Here is a 16,622-nt window from a genome sequence, read left to right as displayed (position 1 = left end):
TGACCTGGCGTCTTGACGCGATCTTGACGCGGAACCCAAGTTCGCTAATACTGAAACAAGTTACTGTTCGTTCGAACGAACAGTTTTGCGAAGGGAACCTGATGACTTCTCGAACCGACCACGATCTCGCCCCCGGCCTTGTCGACCAGGTTGCGAGTCTGGCTTCGGGTGCTACCTCGTCCGTCGAGGCCACGGAGGCAACGCTGAGCCGGATCGAGGCCACTCAGCCTCACCTCAATGCGTTCAAGATCGTGCGGCGCGAGAAGGCACTCGAAGAAGCTGCCGAGGCCGACAGGCGTCTCGCACTCGGCGAGCGCCTACCTCTTCTCGGCGTGCCGATCGCAGTGAAGGACGACGTCGACATCACCGGCGAACCCACCGCCTTCGGTTGCCCTGGCGATTTCCCGGCCAAGACCGAGGACTCGGAGATGGTTCGACGCCTCCGCGACGCCGGCGCAGTGATCGTGGGCAAGACCAACAGCCCGGAACTGGGCCAGTGGCCGCTCACGAGCGGTTCAGCCTTCGGTTACACGCGCAATCCGTGGTCGCGTCACCACACTCCAGGCGGATCGTCGGGCGGCACCGCGGCGGCCGTCGCTGCCGGATTGGTCAGCGCCGGAATCGGTTCCGATGGAGCCGGTTCCATCCGAATCCCCGCGGCCTGGACCAACCTCGTCGGAATCAAGCCGCAGCGCGGGCGCATCTCCACCTGGCCCGACGCCGAAGCCTTCTACGGCCTGACGGTCAACGGCCCGCTCGCTCGCACCGTCGCCGACGCGGCACTGTTGCTCGACGTCGCTGCCGGCAACCATGACGGCGATCTCCACAAGCCGACACCGGTCACCGTCAGCGACGCGGTGGGACGCGACCCCGGAAAACTGAAAATCGCTCTTTCCCTTCGTAATCCGTTCACCGCCACTCCTGTGAAGCTGGACCCGGAAGTGCGCCTGGCGGTTCATTCGATCGCCGACACGCTGCGGGAACTCGGACACCACGTCGTCGTCGACGATCCCGCATACGGCCTGATCTTCGGCCTGAACTTTCTGCCCCGCTCACTCGTCGGGGTCCACGACTGGCTCGGACGCGTTCCCGACCCGACACTGGTCGATGCCAGAACACGCGGAAATGCACAGAACGGCAAGCTACTTCGTGGTGCGCCACTGCGCGCGGCCCGCGCGGCCGAACCGCGGATGCGAAAGCGGATCGGGGCGATCTTCGACACCTACGACGTCGTCCTGGCACCCACGACGGCAACTCCACCGATCATGGCGACCGCGATCGACGGCATCGGTGGTTGGGACACCGACAAGGTCATGACCGGCGCCTGCCCGTACGCGTGGCCGTGGAACGTCCTCGGCTGGCCCTCGGTCAACGTGCCGGCCGGATTCAGCAAGGCCGGCCTGCCCATCGGTGCGCAGTTGATGGGCAACGAGAACACCGAACCTCTGTTGGTCTCCCTCGCTTCACAATTGGAATCGGTCCTGCGTTGGGATCAGATCCGCCCCGAGCCGTGGTGGTGACCCGATGAGTAACCGGGACGTTCGCGAGCGAATACTCGACGCCGTTCTGCACGTCGTCGGTACCGACGGCATCCCGGGTGTGAGCAACCGGCGCATCGCCGCGCAGGCCGGCGTCTCACTCGGATCGATCACGTATCACTTCGCGAGCCAGTCGGACATGCTCCGCGCTGCTCTGTCTCGTTTCGTGACAGACGAGACGACGCGCCTGCGCGCCTTGGCCGAGGAGTACCGCCACAAAGGTCTCAGCGTCGAGGATGCCGCGGCAATAGCTGAGAAGGTGACGCGAGATCTTTCGTTCTCGGCCGAGCGGATCGCGCCGTTCGAGATGTACATCGCCGCCGGCCGCGACCACGAACTCCATGAAGTGGCGGTCGAATGCTTTGCCGCCTACGACGATTTGACCGTCACGATTCTGACGGCACTCGGCGTACCGGATCCCGAATCGATTGCATCGACGCTCGTCGCCGTCATCACTGGACTCCAACTCCGACGCCTGGCCACCGGCGTCGACGAGCAGGACATCGGCGCGGCGATCCTCAGGGTCCTACGGCCCCTGTGAGTGGTTAGGCAGTCCCGGGACTCCCTAACCGCTCACGGGGCCGGAGGCCCTAGAAGCCCAGCCGGCCGAGCTGCTTCGGGTCGCGCTGCCAGTCCTTGGCAACCTTGACGTGCAACTCCAGGAAGATCCGCACACCGAGCAGCTTCTCGATCTGCAGGCGCGCACTGGTACCGACTTCCCGCAGACGCGCTCCGCCCTTACCGATGACGATGCCCTTCTGGCTGGGCCGCTCGACGTAGAGCAACGCGTGGACGTCCAGCATCTCGCCCTGCTTCTCCGTGCGTCCTTCGCGCGGGATGACCTCCTCGATCACCACGGCCAGGGAGTGCGGCAATTCCTCACCGAGACCCTCGAGCGCAGCCTCACGGATGAGTTCGGCCATGAGCACCTCTTCAGGCTCGTCCGTCAATTCGCCGTCCGGGTAGAAGGCCGGGCCCTCGTCCATCAGACCGGCGAGGACGTCGACCAGGATCTCGACCTGTTCGCCCGACTTCGCGGACACCGGAACGACTTCGGATTCGGGGCCGAGCAGGGTGGACAGCGCGAGCAACTGCTTTCCGACAGCGTCGCGGCTGACCTTGTCGATCTTGGTGACGATGCCGACCAGCTTGGTCTTGGGCGCCATCTGACGGATCTGCTGCACGATCCAGCGGTCTCCGGGCCCGATGGCCTCGTCGGCCGGGATGCACAGGCAGATGACGTCGACCTCGGAGTACGTGTCGCGAACCAGGTCGTTGAGGCGCTGCCCGAGCAAGGTGCGCGGCTTGTGCAGTCCAGGGGTGTCCACCAGGATCAGCTGCGCATGCTCGCGGTGAACGATGCCACGAATCGTATGGCGCGTCGTCTGCGGGCGCGAGGACGTGATCGCGATCTTGCTGCCGACCAACGCATTGGTCAGCGTGGACTTACCCGTATTGGGTCGACCCACGAAACACACGAAGCCTGACCGGAATTCGTTCTTGCTCATAACTGCTCCTCGCTGAACACTCGCTCAGTCATCGGTGTCTTCTGTCTCTTCGTCTTCGGACCGCGGGATGCGCTGCACGAACACCGTGCTGATGCGTACCCGGCCTCGGCCCGTGTTGGTTCCCTCACCGCGCAGGATCAAACCGTCGTATTCCACCTCGGAACCGGGAAGCGGAACTCGGCCGAGTACGTATCCGATCAGCCCGCCGACGGTCTCCACCTCGTCGAGTTCAAGTTCGAGATCGAACAATTCGCCGAGGTCTTCGATGGGAAGCCTCGCGGATACGCGGAACATTCCGTCGCCGAGATCCTCGATGGGCGGCGTCTCGTCCTCGTCGTACTCGTCGGCGATCTCACCGACGATCTCTTCGATGACGTCCTCGATCGTGACCAGCCCGGCGATTCCGCCGTACTCGTCGACAAGGATCGCCATGTGATTGCGGTCGCGCTGCATCTCGGCCAGCAAGCTGTCGAGTGGCTTCGAGTCGGGAACGAAGACCGCCGGCCGCATGACGTCGCAGACGTTGACGTTCCGGCCGCCGTCGGGCAGGTGGTAGGTCTGCTTGACCAGATCCTTGAGGTAGACGACACCGAGCACGTCGTCGACGTTCTCCCCGATGACCGGCAAGCGCGAGTGACCACTGCGCACGGCCAACGACGTCGCCTGTCCGGCATTCTTGTCATTTTCGATCCACACCATGTCGGTGCGAGGCACCATCACCTCGCGTGCCGACGTGTCTCCGAGTTCGAAGACGGACTGGATCATTCGGCGTTCTTCGTCGGCGACGACGCCGCGTTCCTGCGCCATGTCCACGAGTTCACGCAACTCGATTTCCGAAGCGAACGGACCGTTGCGGAAGCCCTTACCCGGGGTCAAGGCATTACCCACGAGGATCAGGACGCGACTGATCGGCCCGAGCAGAACACCGATCCACAGCAGTGGCAACGACGCGGCCATCGCGATGGAGTACGCATGTTGGCGCCCAAGCGTTCTCGGTCCGACGCCGATGACCACGTACGAGACGAGAACCATGATCACCGCGGTGACGGTCAGCGCCCAGCCCAACGAGAGGATGTCGATCAGACCGCCAACTAGTACGACGGTGGCCGTGATCTCGCACAAAATGCGAAGCAGGACCATCAGATTCACGTATCGCGGACGATCGGTCAGAATGCGCTGCACGCGCGCGGCGCCGGCTCGCTCTTCCTTTGCCATCTCGTCGATGCGCGCCGACGAAATGGTATTGAGCGCCGAGTCGACGGCCGCGAAGACACCACCGACCGGGACAAGAGCAATCGCCAGAACAAAGAGCGCTATGGCGCTACTCACTACAGAACCCCCGGATAACTGTTATCGGTCCACTCCGTCGACGAAACCGGTCTTGCCGAGCAGCTTCTGATCGCGTTCGGCCAGTGCTGCTTCGCGGTCGATACGGCGAAGGTCTTCGTACCACTCTTCGAGGAGGCTGTTCTGCAAGCCGAACATCTCCTTCTCCTCTTCCGGCTCCGCATGGTCGTAGCCGAGGAGGTGCAACACACCGTGGACGGTCAGGAGGGCAAGTTCGTGAGCCAGTGAATGCCCGGCCTTGTCAGCCTGATCCGCGGCAAAAGACGGACACAACACGATGTCACCGAGCATCGACGGTCCCGGCTCCGGGGAATCAGGACGGCCACCCGGCTCGAGTTCGTCCATCGGGAACGACATGACGTCGGTCGGGCCCGGCAGGTCCATCCAGCGAACGTGCAGATCCGCCATCGTCGCGGAGTCGACGAGAACCATCGACAGCTCGGCCGCCGGATGGACATCCATCCGAGCGATCACGAAACGGGCAACGCTGATCAACTCCGGTTCGGAGATGTCCATGCCCGATTCGTTCGAGACCTCGATGCTCATGTGCGACGCTCTTTCCTGGGAAAAGTAGGGGTTGATGCGTCGATCAGCCTACCGTCGCGGTGAATGAGCATGTGCAGCGCGGCGCTGCGCCCGGTTTCCGACGGCCAACTCGCCGGACCGATCCGATTCGTGACGCTCGTAAGCGTCGACGATGTGGGAGACCAGCCGATGACGTACGACGTCACTGCTGTCGAGGGTGGCGAAATGAATATCGTCGATCCCGGTGAGGATTTCGGATGCCGCACGCAGACCCGAACGGGCCCCACCAGGTAGATCGACCTGGGTCACGTCTCCGGTGACCACGATCTTGGAACCGAACCCGAGACGGGTCAGGAACATCTTCATCTGCTCGGCCGTGGTGTTCTGCGCTTCGTCCAAGATGATGAAGGCGTCGTTGAGCGTCCGGCCACGCATGTAGGCGAGCGGAGCGACCTCGATGACTCCGGCCTGCATCAACTTCGGAATCGCCTCGGGATCCATCATGTCGTGCAATGCGTCGTGCAGCGGGCGCAGGTACGGATCGATCTTCTCGTGCAGCGTGCCGGGCAGAAAGCCCAGTCGCTCGCCTGCCTCGACTGCCGGCCTGGTCAAGATGATCCGAGAGACCTGCTTGGCCTGCAACGCCTGAACGGCCTTGGCCATGGCGAGGTAGGTCTTGCCGGTACCGGCCGGGCCGACTCCGAACACGATGGTGTTCTCGTCGATGGCGTCGACGTAGCGTTTCTGGTTGAGGGTCTTGGGCCGAATCGTCTTGCCCCGACGCGAAAGAATGTCGAGGGAGAGCACCTCGGCCGGAGACTCGCCGACCTCGTTGGTGAGCATGCCGATGGTTCGTCGAACAGCGTCCGGTGCGATGGGTTGCCCCCGACCGGCCAGCGACGCCAATTCACTGAACACACGTTCTGCCAGCGCAACATCTGCAGCCGTCCCCGACAAGGAGACAGTTCCGCCACGTACGTGAATGTCGGCACGAAGCTCACGTTCGATCGCGGTGAGATTCTCGTCCGTCGCCCCCAGGATTTGGCGCACGGTCTCCGGCGCCAGATCCATACTCGAACGGACGGTGCGCTCTGCGGGCAGAGCGCGATCGGTGATGGTGGTTACACGGTTCCCGTCGAGTTCACTGTGTTCACTCACGTGGTGAATATGGCCTGCTTTCTGGTCCGATCAGCCCACTCGACTCGTGAGCCTCGATACTTCGAAGTCTAGCGCCAGAGTCGGACACGGCCCACTTGTTAATCGTCCCGGCCTAATCCTCGCGGCGACCGGACGGCAGCGATTCTCGGATCCATTCCGACGCTTCGGCGACGACCTCGGCGCTTCTGTCCGGACTGATACCCGCGATGACCAGGCATACGGCGGCAAAGGATTCGCCAGAGTCGGTGATGAGCCCACTGTTGGCCTGATCGAACAAAGTGATCGTGATCGCCTCGGTCATCGCTACCAGAGTCTCGGCCGGCAGGTATGTCGAGAAGGTGCCGTCACGCTGACCTCGCTCGACGACGCTGACACTCACGGCGCGCGCGGGCTCCATCAAATCGAGAATCCGCTGCTCCCCCAACTCTTTGCGGGCAAAACTGAGCAGCATCCGGAATCGATCACCGACCGGCCATGACAGCAATGCCAGTACGGCAGTCGCCAGATCGGGGCGCTCGGGCGGCTCACCGGCTTGGCTCAGCGCAGCAACGAGATCGGTCGACGCCTCGTCCACGATGCCGTTGATCAGCGCCTCACGGCTGTCGAAATGCGCGTACACGGTTCGTCTGACCACACCGGCAGCCTTTGCGACGTCGTCCATGCTCGCATCCGGATCAGCAGCGAACGCCGTGATCGCCGCCTCGATGATGCGATTGCGATTCGCCGCGGCCTGACTACGACGCTGCCTTCCGCCCGATTCGGCAGTTCCCGAAACGACTGTGCCCGAATGCGTCAACGCGCGTTCCACCTCTTTCGACTGCCCAACTGTGATCTAGGTCAATCATAGTTGCACATCGGTGTGCAAGTTATTAACTTACACATCAGTGTGCAAATAGATCGAGGAGTCTCTTCGATCATCAGGAACGGAGTCGCGTCATGACGACACTCATGAGCAAACCTGTCTCGGAGATGGACCAGCCGTACTCACGGCGGTGGGCCGCGCTCGGGGTGTTATGCCTGAGTTTGCTGATCGTCGTGATGGCGAATACCGCGCTGATCGTCGCGGCGCCGGACATGACCAGAGACCTCGGGCTCACCAGCACTCAACTGCAATGGGTCATCGACGGCTACACAGTCCCCTACGCCGCGCTGATGTTGCTGTTCGGCGTGATCGGTGACAAGTACAGTCGCCGCGGAGCGCTTCTGGCCGGACTCGCCGTGTTCGCCGGCGGCGCCGTCTTCGGCAGTATCGCGGACACCACCAACGCCGTCATCGCCGCACGAATGATCATGGGCGTCGGCGCCGCGATCATCATGCCCGCGACGCTTTCGCTTCTGGTCGCGACCTTTCCCAAGGCGGAGCGATCACGCGCCATCGCGGCGTGGGCGGCGACGTCGGGTCTGGCGATTGCCCTCGGCCCGCTGTTGGCCGGATGGATTCTCGACAGCCATTCCTGGAGCATCACTTTCCTGATCAACGTCCCGATCGCCGCAGTCGCTGCCGTCGCCGCCGTAATCCTGGTGCCGCCGAGCAAGGCCGAGCACCTGGGCCGGATCGACTGGATCGGCGGCGCACTCTCGGTGGTCACCATCGGCTCGCTCGTGTACTCGATCATCAACGGATTCCACTTCGGGTGGACCGGCGGACCCATCGGCGCCGCCATGCTCGCTGCGATCGGCCTCGTCTCGTTCGTAGTCTGGGAACTGCGTCACCCGCAGCCACTGCTCGACGTCCGCAAACTCGGCCAGCGCATGGTCGGCGGCGCGACACTCGCCGTACTTCTGCTCTTCCTGGCCGCCTTCGGTGCCATCTACTTCATCTCACAGCAGTTCCAGTTCATCCTCGGCTACGGCGCACTCGAAACCGGTGTTCGTCTGCTGCCCTTGGCAATTGCCGTTTCGATCGGCGCCGTGGTCAGTGGCCGGATCACTCCGCTGATCGGCGTCCGGGCATCCATCGTCGGCGGCATGGTCGTCGCCGCGGTCGGTGTTCTGATTCTCACGCAGGTAGACGGCGATTCTGGCTACTGGATGTTCGCTGTCCCACTGATCCTGCTCGGCTTGGGCATCGGCTTGAGTGAACCGCCGGCCACCGACGCCATCATGGACAACTTCTCCGAGGACGATCTCGGCGCTGCTGGTGGCCTCAACGACACCGCCATCGAACTCGGCGGCTCGCTGGGAATCGCGATCCTGGGCTCGATCCTCGCTGCGAGCTACAAGGATTCGATCGCAGGATTCATCAGCGGTATGCAGGTTCCGCAGTTGACGGGTGAGCTGGCGCAACAGGCCGCGTACGCGATGGAGGTGTCCGGAGAATCCGTCGGCGGCGCTTCGTTGGTCGCCGAAGAGATGGCAGGCAACCCCTTGGCTGCAGCTCAGGCAGGGCCGTTGCTCGACGCCGCCGGCAGTGCCTACGCCGACGCGATTTCGGCGGCCAGCTGGGCGGGCGGCCTTGCACTGTTCGTGGGGGCAGTTGTCGTGGCGTTCATCCTGCCGGGCAAGAAGGCCCCTGTGCAAGAAGGCCCCGTGTCAGTCTGACGTGCTCGGAGCCAGCGGGTCTTCGGCGAGAACCAACTCGCGGGAGACCCGCCAGGACTCGGTCGAGGGTGAGAGGAATGCGTCGTGTCCTTCGCCCTCGATCACGCGCAGTGCCACGGGATCACCAGCCGCTTCGGCAGCCTTCGCATACCGGGAGCTCACCTTGGCCGGCACCTGCAGATCCTCCGCACCCGTGACGCACACAACGGGTAAGCCGATCGGCAGTCGATGCTGTGGCGACGCATTGCGATACAGATCCGGGTCCGCTTCGAACGGAACGCCGAACAGATCCTCGATGAAACTGATCCGTCGTCCACGCTCGCCTGCCGACGCCAGATCGAGTGCGGCAGCCTGCGCGATGACCCGTTCAGGCCGGGTGAACGTGTCCTTCTCCCCCGCCAGCCACACTGCAAGATGTCCGCCGGCCGAATGCCCGAGCAGGCGAATCTGATTCAGATCGAATTCGGCCGAGGACTTCGCGGCAACCAGTCCGGGGATTTCGTCGTATGCCGTTTTCACGTCGGCGGACATTTCCGGCCAACCACCGCCCGCCCCGAGGCGGCGGTATTCGATGTTCCACACTGCGACGCCGTGCCGCGCGAGTTCGACGGCAAATGCGGTGCCCAGATTCAATCCGTACTGCCCGCTCCAGAAGCCGCCGTGGATCTGCATGACGATCGGGATCGGGCCGTCAACCGCCTCGTCGGGAACGTAGAGATGCCCGAACTGTTGCTCGTGTCGGCCGTGTGGAATCTTGAATCGAGGCACCGAGGAAATCTATCTCAGGCGAGGGCGCTGCCTGCGGCCCAGTCTGCCCACGAGAGGGTCCAGTCGCCGTTCTGCCACACCTCCAGCGGAGCCCCGCCGGTGTTCTTGATCTCGACGACATCTCCTGGCTGCGAGAAATCGAAGAACCATTTGGCATTGGCCGCACTGAGATTGAGGCAACCGTGCGAGGTGTCGGTGTTTCCCTGCGCCCAGACGGTGCTCTCCAACTCGTGAAGATAGATACCGTCCGTGCTGATGCGGGTGGCCCAGTTGATGGATTCCTTGTAGCCCAGGCGCGAGTTGATCGGCAGACCGTAGGTCGACGAATCCATGATGACGGGATTGGCCTTGTCCATCACGGTGTACGTGCCGGGCTGGGTCCAGAACGAGAGCGTCGTGCCGCCGATCGTTTCGGTGCCGCCCATTCCCATCGAGGTCGGCATCTCCTTGATCACCTGACCGTTTTCGTAGACGGTCACCATCTTGGTGTTGTCGTCGGCGACCGAGACGTGGGAGTCGCCGATCTTGAAGGACACGGTGTCGTCCTGTTGGCCGTACAGTCCGTTGCCGAGTTGCTTGCCGTAGATGTTCGCGTTCACCGAGACCGTCGTGCCTGGTGCGTAGTAATTCTGCGGACGCCAGTGAACGTTCTGACCGTCGACCCAGTACCACGATCCTTGTACGGGCGGATTGGTGGTGACCACCAGAGACTTCTCGGCCGCGGCTTTGTCACCGATCAACTCGTCGAAATGAACGGCGACGACCGTGCCGACGCCGTACGTGCCACCGTCCGAAATCGAGGCGCCACCGGTGGTGTTGATGTACGCGCGAGTCTGATTACTCGGCGCGACGGTGGTCAGCGTCGTGTTCTTGGTCGTGGCAACACCATTCGCGTCGACGGCATCGACGACAAGCTTGTAGCTCTTGCCGTATCCGAGTGGTTCGCTCGGCTTCCAGGACGTCTTGTCAGGCGTCGTGATACCGGCGACTTCCTTACCTTCGGGATTGGTCAGCGCGACGGTCGTCAGTGTTCCCTTCGCGACCTGGACCTCGATGGGATCGAGGGGGCTCACGGGGGTTCCGCCGTCGGCGGGAGTGACGGTGACGAGCGCCTCGCTGGTCGGTGTGGTGGTGACGGCATTACCGGAAGAGCCCGGGTTGTCTCCGGTGGAGACGGTGCACCCCGCAACCAGCATCATCGCCGCCGCGGCACACACCGCTCCGGCAATTCGCATATGCGCACGTGACAACATCTGGCCTCCTGAAATCCCCGAACCAACTCACGCCGAAGGCGACCCCCGACGTCCTTACGATAGTGCGCAAATCTGACACTTCGCTGAGCGCCGGATCCGATTCAGCTCGGGATCACACAACGTCAGTGCAGTCACAACAAGATCAGTGCAGTGGCCGTGGTCCCCAGCGATCGGTCAGCACTCCGATGGCGCCCAGAGCGACGGCTCCGGCAGTCGACGTGCGCAGGACCGTCGGCCCGAGAAGCACCGGAGTGGCCCCGGCCTCCGACAACGCACTGATCTCCGAATCGTCGAGCCCACCTTCGGGACCGACAACGAGAAATACCTCGTCCGCGCTCGCCAACGGCAAGCCGGCCAACGGCGTCGTCGCCGATTCGTGAAGCACCGCAACCACAGCGCCGCGGGCAACGGCGTCGCGAACCAACGCGATCACCGCCGCCGTCTTGTGCAGATCCGAAATCTCCGGGACGAACGCGCGTCTGGACTGCTTCGCCGCAGACACTGCCGCACTTCGCCAGCGTGCGACGCCCTTGGCGAGCTTCGGGCCTTCCCATTTGGCGACACAACGCAGGGACTGCCACGGAATCACGGCGTCGATACCAGCCTCGGTGGCCAGTTCGACGGCCAACTCGGAGCGCTCGGCCTTGGGCAGTGCCTGAATCAGGGTCACCAACGGCTTGGGCTGCTCGAGAACCTGAACGTCGCTGACCAACAGTTCGAGGCGATCCTTGCCGACGCTCGTCACCTCGGCGTCGGCTACCCGGCCACGGCCGTCGGCCAACACCAAACGCTCGCCGACACCGATCCGGCGGACAGTGGCCGCGTGGCGACCCTCCTGCCCGTCCAGAACTGCGATTTCACCGACGCCGGGAACCGGGTCGAGAAAGAAGACCGTTGCGGCCACCGTCAGCGGCCGCTGAATGCTTCGCGAAGACGCGAGAACAGACCACCGCTGTTCTGCGACGTCGTCGAAACGACCTCGGCCTCGTCACGATCGCGGAGCAGCTTGAATTCCTTGAGCAGCTTGGACTGCTTGTGATCGAGGCGGCTCGGGATGACCACCTCGAGGTGAGCGTGGACGTCGCCGCGCACTCCCGACCGCAGTTTCGGCATACCGTGACCGCGAAGAACAGCAACGTGCCCGGGCTGGGTGCCTGGCTCGATGGTGATTTCCTTGGGGCCGTCGATGATGGTGTCGACGGTGACGCTGGTACCCAGTGCTGCGTCGACCATGGGAACACGGATGGTGCAGTGCAGGTCTTCACCGTCCCGAACGAAGACGTCGTGCTGCTGCTCGACGATCTCGACGTAGAGGTCGCCGGGGTGTCCGCCGCCTGGGCCGACTTCACCCTGCGCAGTCAAACGGATGCGCATGCCACCGGCAACGCCCGCCGGAACCTTCACCGTGATGTCGCGCTTGGCCCGAACTCGGCCGTCGCCGCCACACTTGTGGCAGGGATCCGGGATGGTCTCACCGGCACCGCGGCACGTCGGGCAGGGACGCGAGGTCATGACCTGACCGAGGAACGAGCGCTGGATGGACTGAACTTCGCCGGCACCGTTGCAGGTCTCACAGCGGACAGGCTTGGAGTCGCCGTTGGTTCCGGCTCCGGTGCAGCTGTCGCACAGAATGGCCGTCTCGACGGTCACGTGCTTGCTGACGCCCGTCGCACATTCTGCGAGGGTCAGCTTGGTGCGAAGCAACGAGTCGGCTCCGGGCTGAACGCGACCGCGCGGCCCACGACCTGCGCCGCCACCGCCGCCGAAGAAGGCTTCGAAGACGTCGCCGAGGCCACCGCCACCGAATCCGCCGCCGAAGCCACCACCTCCGCCGCCACCGGACTCGAGCGGGTCTCCGCCGAGATCGACGATGCGACGCTTCTCCGGGTCGGTCAGGACCTCGTAGGCCGTCGAGATCTCCTTGAACTTGGCCTGCGCCGCCTCGTCAGGGTTGACGTCCGGGTGCAGTTCGCGTGCCAGCTTGCGGTAAGCGCGCTTGAGCTCCTGGTCTGTCGCGTTCTTGCCGACGCCGAGCAATCCGTAGTAATCCCGTGCCACGTTGAGTCTCTCGTCCTTCTCTTACTTCTAGGTTTTCCTCAGTCCTCGCGAGGAGGTGTGCCGACCAAATGTCGACGTCCGTCATCGCTCGGAGAGAACTTCGCCGATGTATCTGGCAACGGCGGCAACCGATGCAATTGTTCCCGGATAGTCCATCCGAGTGGGTCCGAGCACACCGACACCACCGAAAACGGTACCGGCCGCGCCGTAGCCAGTCGAAATCACGGAGGTTCCGCGCATCTGTTCGACCTGCGTCTCTTCACCGATCTGGACGGTGACCGTGCCGGAATTCTGAGTCGCAGCGAGCAGTTTGAGGACCACTACCTGCTCTTCCAGTGCTTCGAGCACTGCGCGCAGCGAACCGGGGAAGCCGGCCAGACCGGAGAAATCGGCGGCGTTGCGCGTGAGGTTGGAGGTTCCGCCCAGAACGAGGCGATCTTCCGGATGTTCGACCAGGGTCTCGACCAGAACCGTTGCCGACCGGATCACGGCGTCGCGCAGGTCGGCCGGAGACTCGTCGGCCAGTTCCGCCACGGCAATCGACGCGGCGGCCAGGCGCTTACCTTCCAGGGCCCCGCCGAGAAGCGCGCGCAACCGGGAAAGGTCTTCGTCTTCGAGGACGTCCCCGAGCTCGACGATTCGCTGATCGACTCGCCCGGAATCGGTGATGAGAACGAGAAGCAGGCGCGCCGGCGTCAATGCGACCACCTCGAGGTGGCGAACCGACGACGCGGACAGCGACGGATATTGGACAACCGCGACCTGACGGGTCAGTTGCGCGAGCAGTCGCACACCGCGGCGCAGAACGTCGTCGAGGTCGACACCCGACTCCAAGAACTCGAGGATCGCTCGTCGCTCGGGTCCGGACATGGGCTTGACGTCGGCGATGCGATCGACGAATTCGCGGTATCCCTTGTCGGTGGGGACGCGGCCGGAACTGGTGTGCGGTTGGGCGATGTAGCCCTCGGCCTCGAGGAATGCCATGTCGTTGCGCACAGTGGCGCTCGACACTCCGAGGTTGTGACGCTCGACCAGGGCCTTGGATCCCACCGGGTCCTGGGTGGAGACGTAATCGGCCACGATTGCACGTAAGACCTCGAAACGCCTGTCGTCGGTACTCGACATCGTTGCCACCTCCGTTTCCTGAACAGAACGAACACCGACATTTACACATCGGTTCCCACTGGCAGTCTAATCGCCCGAGCGCCAGAGACGGCTGTTGCCCTTACTGTGGAGTGAGATCGGCGAAGGGTCGATCGCACAACCATGGACAAGGCGGCACATGATCTTCAAAGGCGTGATGGACGGCAAACCGTATCCCGATCACGGACTGTCTCTACGCGACTGGTCGAAGTTCCCTCCACGTCAGGTTCGACTCGACGAGATCGTGACCACCACGAAGGTCCTCGAACTCGATCGCCTGCTGTCGGAGGACTCGACCTTCTACGGCGATCTGTTCCCTCACGCAGTGCAGTGGCGCGGCACTCTTTACCTCGAGGACGGCCTGCACCGAGCGGTTCGTTCGGCCCTGCGAAACCGCGTCGTGCTGCACGCGCGCGTCTTCGACTTCGACGCGATGCCCGGTGTCATCGAGGGCGTCCGCTGACGCTCACGCGACTCAGGCGCCGAGACTCAACCGACGAACGCGAGCAGTGCGGGATTCGGCTGCCCCGGCCAGGTTCCGGTGAGCGTCGCCGAGCCTGACACTCGATCTGCGTCGATCACTCTCACCACGGTCAATTCCAGTTCTCCCGCGCTGATGATCGTGTCGGTGCCGACTGTCGAGCAGGTCACCGATTCGACTTCCGGTACGGAAGCGCCGGCCGTACCGCTGCCTACTACGTGAGCCGTCACCGGGATGCGATCGGCGGAGTCCGCGAAAACCAGATCGACTCCGACCCCACCGGTCAGAATCGCAGTCGCCACCGCGCTCACGTAGACCGGATCGCAGCAAGCGTCGTACACCCACCGCTCGCCCAGTACCGAATGATCCATGGTTGCGATCAGCGCAGTCTCCGCCCCGTCCAGCGGAGCACCACGATAAGTGAGCGGGACCTGAAGAATTCGACCGTCGGCAGAGCGGAGCAGATGCGTCTCGACTCCGACCTCACCGTCCGGGTCGTCGAAACGATAGGCGTCGACGCGTTCGAGCGTCGAACAGTCGACCGACCCGATCCATGGCTGCTTGGGCACCCACGCTCGGAGCAGGTCGTTCTTGGACGGATTCAGCTGCGCACGATGAATGATGGCCACCACGGCCACATTACGCGGCAAAGGATGGTGCCGCGTCAGGTCAGGATCGTGCGAATCACCGCATCAGCGAGCAGGCGGCCACGGTCGGTGAGAACCACGTGATCGTTCTCGATCACGGCCAACCGGTCGACTACCACCTGGTCGGCCGAAAGGCGTTCGGATGCAGACAGTTCCGACAACGGAAGTCCCGTACGCAACCGCGCGGTCAACATGACGCGCTCCATGTGTTCGTCCTCGGCGGTCAGTTCTTCGCTGCCGCCGACGGGAAGTTCACCGAGGGCCAACTGTTCCGCGTACCGTGCCGGGTGCTTGACGTTCCACCACCGCACTCCGCCGACGTGACTGTGCGCGCCCGGTCCGGCGCCCCACCAGTCACCACCGTCCCAGTAGCCGAGGTTGTGACGGCACCGGGTGTCACCGGAGTCCGCGGTTTCCGCCTTTGCCCAGTTGGAGACCTCGTACCAGTGCAAGCCGGCCTCGGACAGGCGTGAATCGATTCGTTCGTATCGTGAGGCCAGCACGTCGTCGTCCGGCGCGGGCAGCTCGCCGCGCCTGACCTTGCGAGCCATGGCGGTGCCGTCCTCGACGATCAACGCGTAGGCCGAGACGTGGTCGACATCGGCGGAGAGAACCGCATCGAGTGAGGCGTCCAGATCTTGGTCTCGCTCCCCTGGCGTTCCATAGATCAAATCCAAGTTCACGTGCGAAAAACCAGCTGCGCGAGCCTCTTTCGCGGCAGCGACGGCGCGGCCGGGAGTGTGGGTGCGGTCGAGGATCTTCAGGACGTGCTGAGCCGCGGACTGCATGCCGAGGGAAATGCGGGTGAATCCCGCACTGCGGAGAGCGTCGAAGAATTCCGGCGACGTCGATTCGGGGTTCGATTCCGTGGTCACTTCGGCGCCGGACGCCAAGCCGAAGCTGCTGCGAACCGCCGACAGCACGTCGGACAGCCCGTCGCCACCGAGCAGCGACGGCGTTCCACCGCCCACGAACACCGTCTCGGCCGCCGGGGCGCCCGTCATCTCGGCCGCGAGATCGAGTTCGCGTCGCAAACCCTCCAGCCACGACTGCGGCGACGCCGAGGTTCCGAGCTCACCGGCCGTGTAGGTGTTGAAATCGCAGTACCCACACCTGGTGGCACAGAACGGGACGTGGATGTAGATCCCGAACGGCCGTTTCCCGACACCCTCGAGCGATCGCGCGGGCAAGGCGAAGGGCGTCGCCTCGCCCTGTCGAGTGGTAGTCGTGCTGGTGGCATTCACGCCTCCAGTGTCCCAGCATCCGGAACGCACACCTATTCAGCCTGCGATGCAGGTCGGCGCGTGGCCTGAACTCGATATTTCCCCCGTTTTTCGTGGAAATATGCGCCCGAGTCGGAATTATCGAGTTGACGTGGCACAATGGTCCGCATGACCGGACTCGGAGTGCGACTTGTGGCGCGTCGCCATGTCGACTTCAAGCGTGTGTGCAGCTCGTCGTGTCTGCACCTGTGTAGCTGTTGATCTTTCACTGATCTTCCAGCCTTTCCCGCTCATCTCCATCTGCTTCACCGAAACAACTCTCTGCAGAGACACGTCGTTTCAGAGATACAGCTTCTCCAGCTGTTCGTTTTCGTGAGCACACCTGCCGGCCGCGAGCTTTCCGAGACCGAGGACAGCCCCCTCGATTTCCGA

16 protein-coding genes are annotated in these 16,622 nt (G+C 63.5%); 4 read left to right on the top strand and 12 right to left on the bottom strand.

What is annotated here, in order from left to right; all coding sequences use genetic code 11:
* Window positions 1–101 precede the first annotated feature (101 nt).
* A complete protein-coding gene (locus EEB12_RS26000) occupies window positions 102–1,520 on the top strand; it encodes an amidase (RefSeq protein WP_141488774.1) in 1,419 nt (472 codons plus the stop codon).
* Window positions 1,521–1,524: 4 nt separating this feature from the next.
* Window positions 1,525–2,079 carry a TetR/AcrR family transcriptional regulator gene (locus EEB12_RS25995; protein WP_021344684.1) on the top strand — a complete coding sequence of 185 codons (555 nt, stop codon included), beginning with the start codon at window positions 1,525–1,527 and terminating at the stop codon, window positions 2,077–2,079.
* A gap of 49 nt (window positions 2,080–2,128) precedes the next feature.
* Here the strand turns inward: EEB12_RS25995 and era are convergent, their stop codons facing one another.
* From era to EEB12_RS25970, 5 genes are all read right to left on the bottom strand, one after another.
* Window positions 2,129–3,046, bottom strand: coding sequence for a GTPase Era (era, locus tag EEB12_RS25990; RefSeq protein WP_019749018.1), 918 nt, complete (start codon window positions 3,044–3,046; stop codon window positions 2,129–2,131).
* A 24-nt stretch (window positions 3,047–3,070) separates the two neighbouring features.
* Complete coding sequence (locus EEB12_RS25985; protein WP_019749019.1) at window positions 3,071–4,375, bottom strand: hemolysin family protein; 1,305 nt, start codon at window positions 4,373–4,375, stop codon at window positions 3,071–3,073.
* 21 nt (window positions 4,376–4,396) lie between these two features.
* A complete protein-coding gene (gene ybeY / locus EEB12_RS25980) occupies window positions 4,397–4,939 on the bottom strand; it encodes an rRNA maturation RNase YbeY (RefSeq protein ID WP_003944525.1) in 543 nt (180 codons plus the stop codon).
* 48 nt (window positions 4,940–4,987) lie between these two features.
* Window positions 4,988–6,076 (bottom strand): PhoH family protein, encoded by a 1,089-nt coding sequence (locus tag EEB12_RS25975; protein WP_019749020.1) that lies wholly within the window; start codon window positions 6,074–6,076, stop codon window positions 4,988–4,990.
* Window positions 6,077–6,188: 112 nt separating this feature from the next.
* Complete coding sequence (locus tag EEB12_RS25970; RefSeq protein ID WP_078377511.1) at window positions 6,189–6,884, bottom strand: TetR/AcrR family transcriptional regulator; 696 nt, start codon at window positions 6,882–6,884, stop codon at window positions 6,189–6,191.
* A 128-nt stretch (window positions 6,885–7,012) separates the two neighbouring features.
* Between EEB12_RS25970 and EEB12_RS25965 the strand changes: the two genes are divergently transcribed.
* Window positions 7,013–8,617: an MFS transporter gene (locus EEB12_RS25965; RefSeq protein ID WP_141488773.1), complete on the top strand. Its 1,605-nt coding sequence runs from the start codon at window positions 7,013–7,015 to the stop codon at window positions 8,615–8,617.
* On the opposite strand, the gene EEB12_RS25960 is transcribed toward EEB12_RS25965, so the two are convergent.
* The 5 genes from EEB12_RS25960 to hrcA form a co-directional block, all read right to left on the bottom strand.
* A complete protein-coding gene (locus tag EEB12_RS25960; RefSeq protein ID WP_141488772.1) occupies window positions 8,609–9,385 on the bottom strand; it encodes an alpha/beta hydrolase family protein in 777 nt (258 codons plus the stop codon). The genes EEB12_RS25965 and EEB12_RS25960 overlap by 9 nt on opposite strands.
* Window positions 9,386–9,399: 14 nt before the next feature.
* Window positions 9,400–10,638, bottom strand: a complete 1,239-nt coding sequence (locus tag EEB12_RS25955; RefSeq protein ID WP_141488771.1) for an Ig-like domain-containing protein — start codon at window positions 10,636–10,638, stop codon at window positions 9,400–9,402.
* Window positions 10,639–10,780: 142 nt separating this feature from the next.
* Window positions 10,781–11,542, bottom strand: a complete 762-nt coding sequence (locus tag EEB12_RS25950) for a 16S rRNA (uracil(1498)-N(3))-methyltransferase (RefSeq protein WP_021333396.1) — start codon at window positions 11,540–11,542, stop codon at window positions 10,781–10,783.
* Window positions 11,543–11,544: 2 nt separating this feature from the next.
* A complete protein-coding gene (gene dnaJ / locus EEB12_RS25945; protein WP_019749026.1) occupies window positions 11,545–12,696 on the bottom strand; it encodes a molecular chaperone DnaJ in 1,152 nt (383 codons plus the stop codon).
* A gap of 81 nt (window positions 12,697–12,777) precedes the next feature.
* On the bottom strand, window positions 12,778–13,821 hold the full coding sequence (gene hrcA / locus EEB12_RS25940) for a heat-inducible transcriptional repressor HrcA (RefSeq protein WP_019749027.1): 1,044 nt from the start codon (window positions 13,819–13,821) through the stop codon (window positions 12,778–12,780).
* Between the two features lie 157 nt (window positions 13,822–13,978).
* Between hrcA and EEB12_RS25935 the strand changes: the two genes are divergently transcribed.
* A complete protein-coding gene (locus EEB12_RS25935) occupies window positions 13,979–14,302 on the top strand; it encodes a type II toxin-antitoxin system VapB family antitoxin (protein WP_003944521.1) in 324 nt (107 codons plus the stop codon).
* A gap of 26 nt (window positions 14,303–14,328) precedes the next feature.
* Here EEB12_RS25935 and EEB12_RS25930 read toward each other — a convergent pair whose 3' ends face one another.
* Together EEB12_RS25930 and hemW are read right to left on the bottom strand one after the other, a co-directional pair.
* Window positions 14,329–14,949 (bottom strand): CG0192-related protein, encoded by a 621-nt coding sequence (locus tag EEB12_RS25930; protein WP_113683760.1) that lies wholly within the window; start codon window positions 14,947–14,949, stop codon window positions 14,329–14,331.
* Window positions 14,950–14,984: 35 nt separating this feature from the next.
* Entirely contained in the window at window positions 14,985–16,211 is a 1,227-nt protein-coding gene (hemW, locus tag EEB12_RS25925) for a radical SAM family heme chaperone HemW (RefSeq protein ID WP_141488770.1), read from the bottom strand.
* Between the last annotated feature and the right edge of the window lie 411 nt (window positions 16,212–16,622).

Origin of the sequence: Rhodococcus sp. WS1 (assembly GCF_003797745.1) — a bacterium.
Taxonomy (GTDB): domain Bacteria; phylum Actinomycetota; class Actinomycetes; order Mycobacteriales; family Mycobacteriaceae; genus Rhodococcus_F; species Rhodococcus_F erythropolis.
This window is presented reverse-complemented; position numbering and strand designations above follow the sequence as displayed.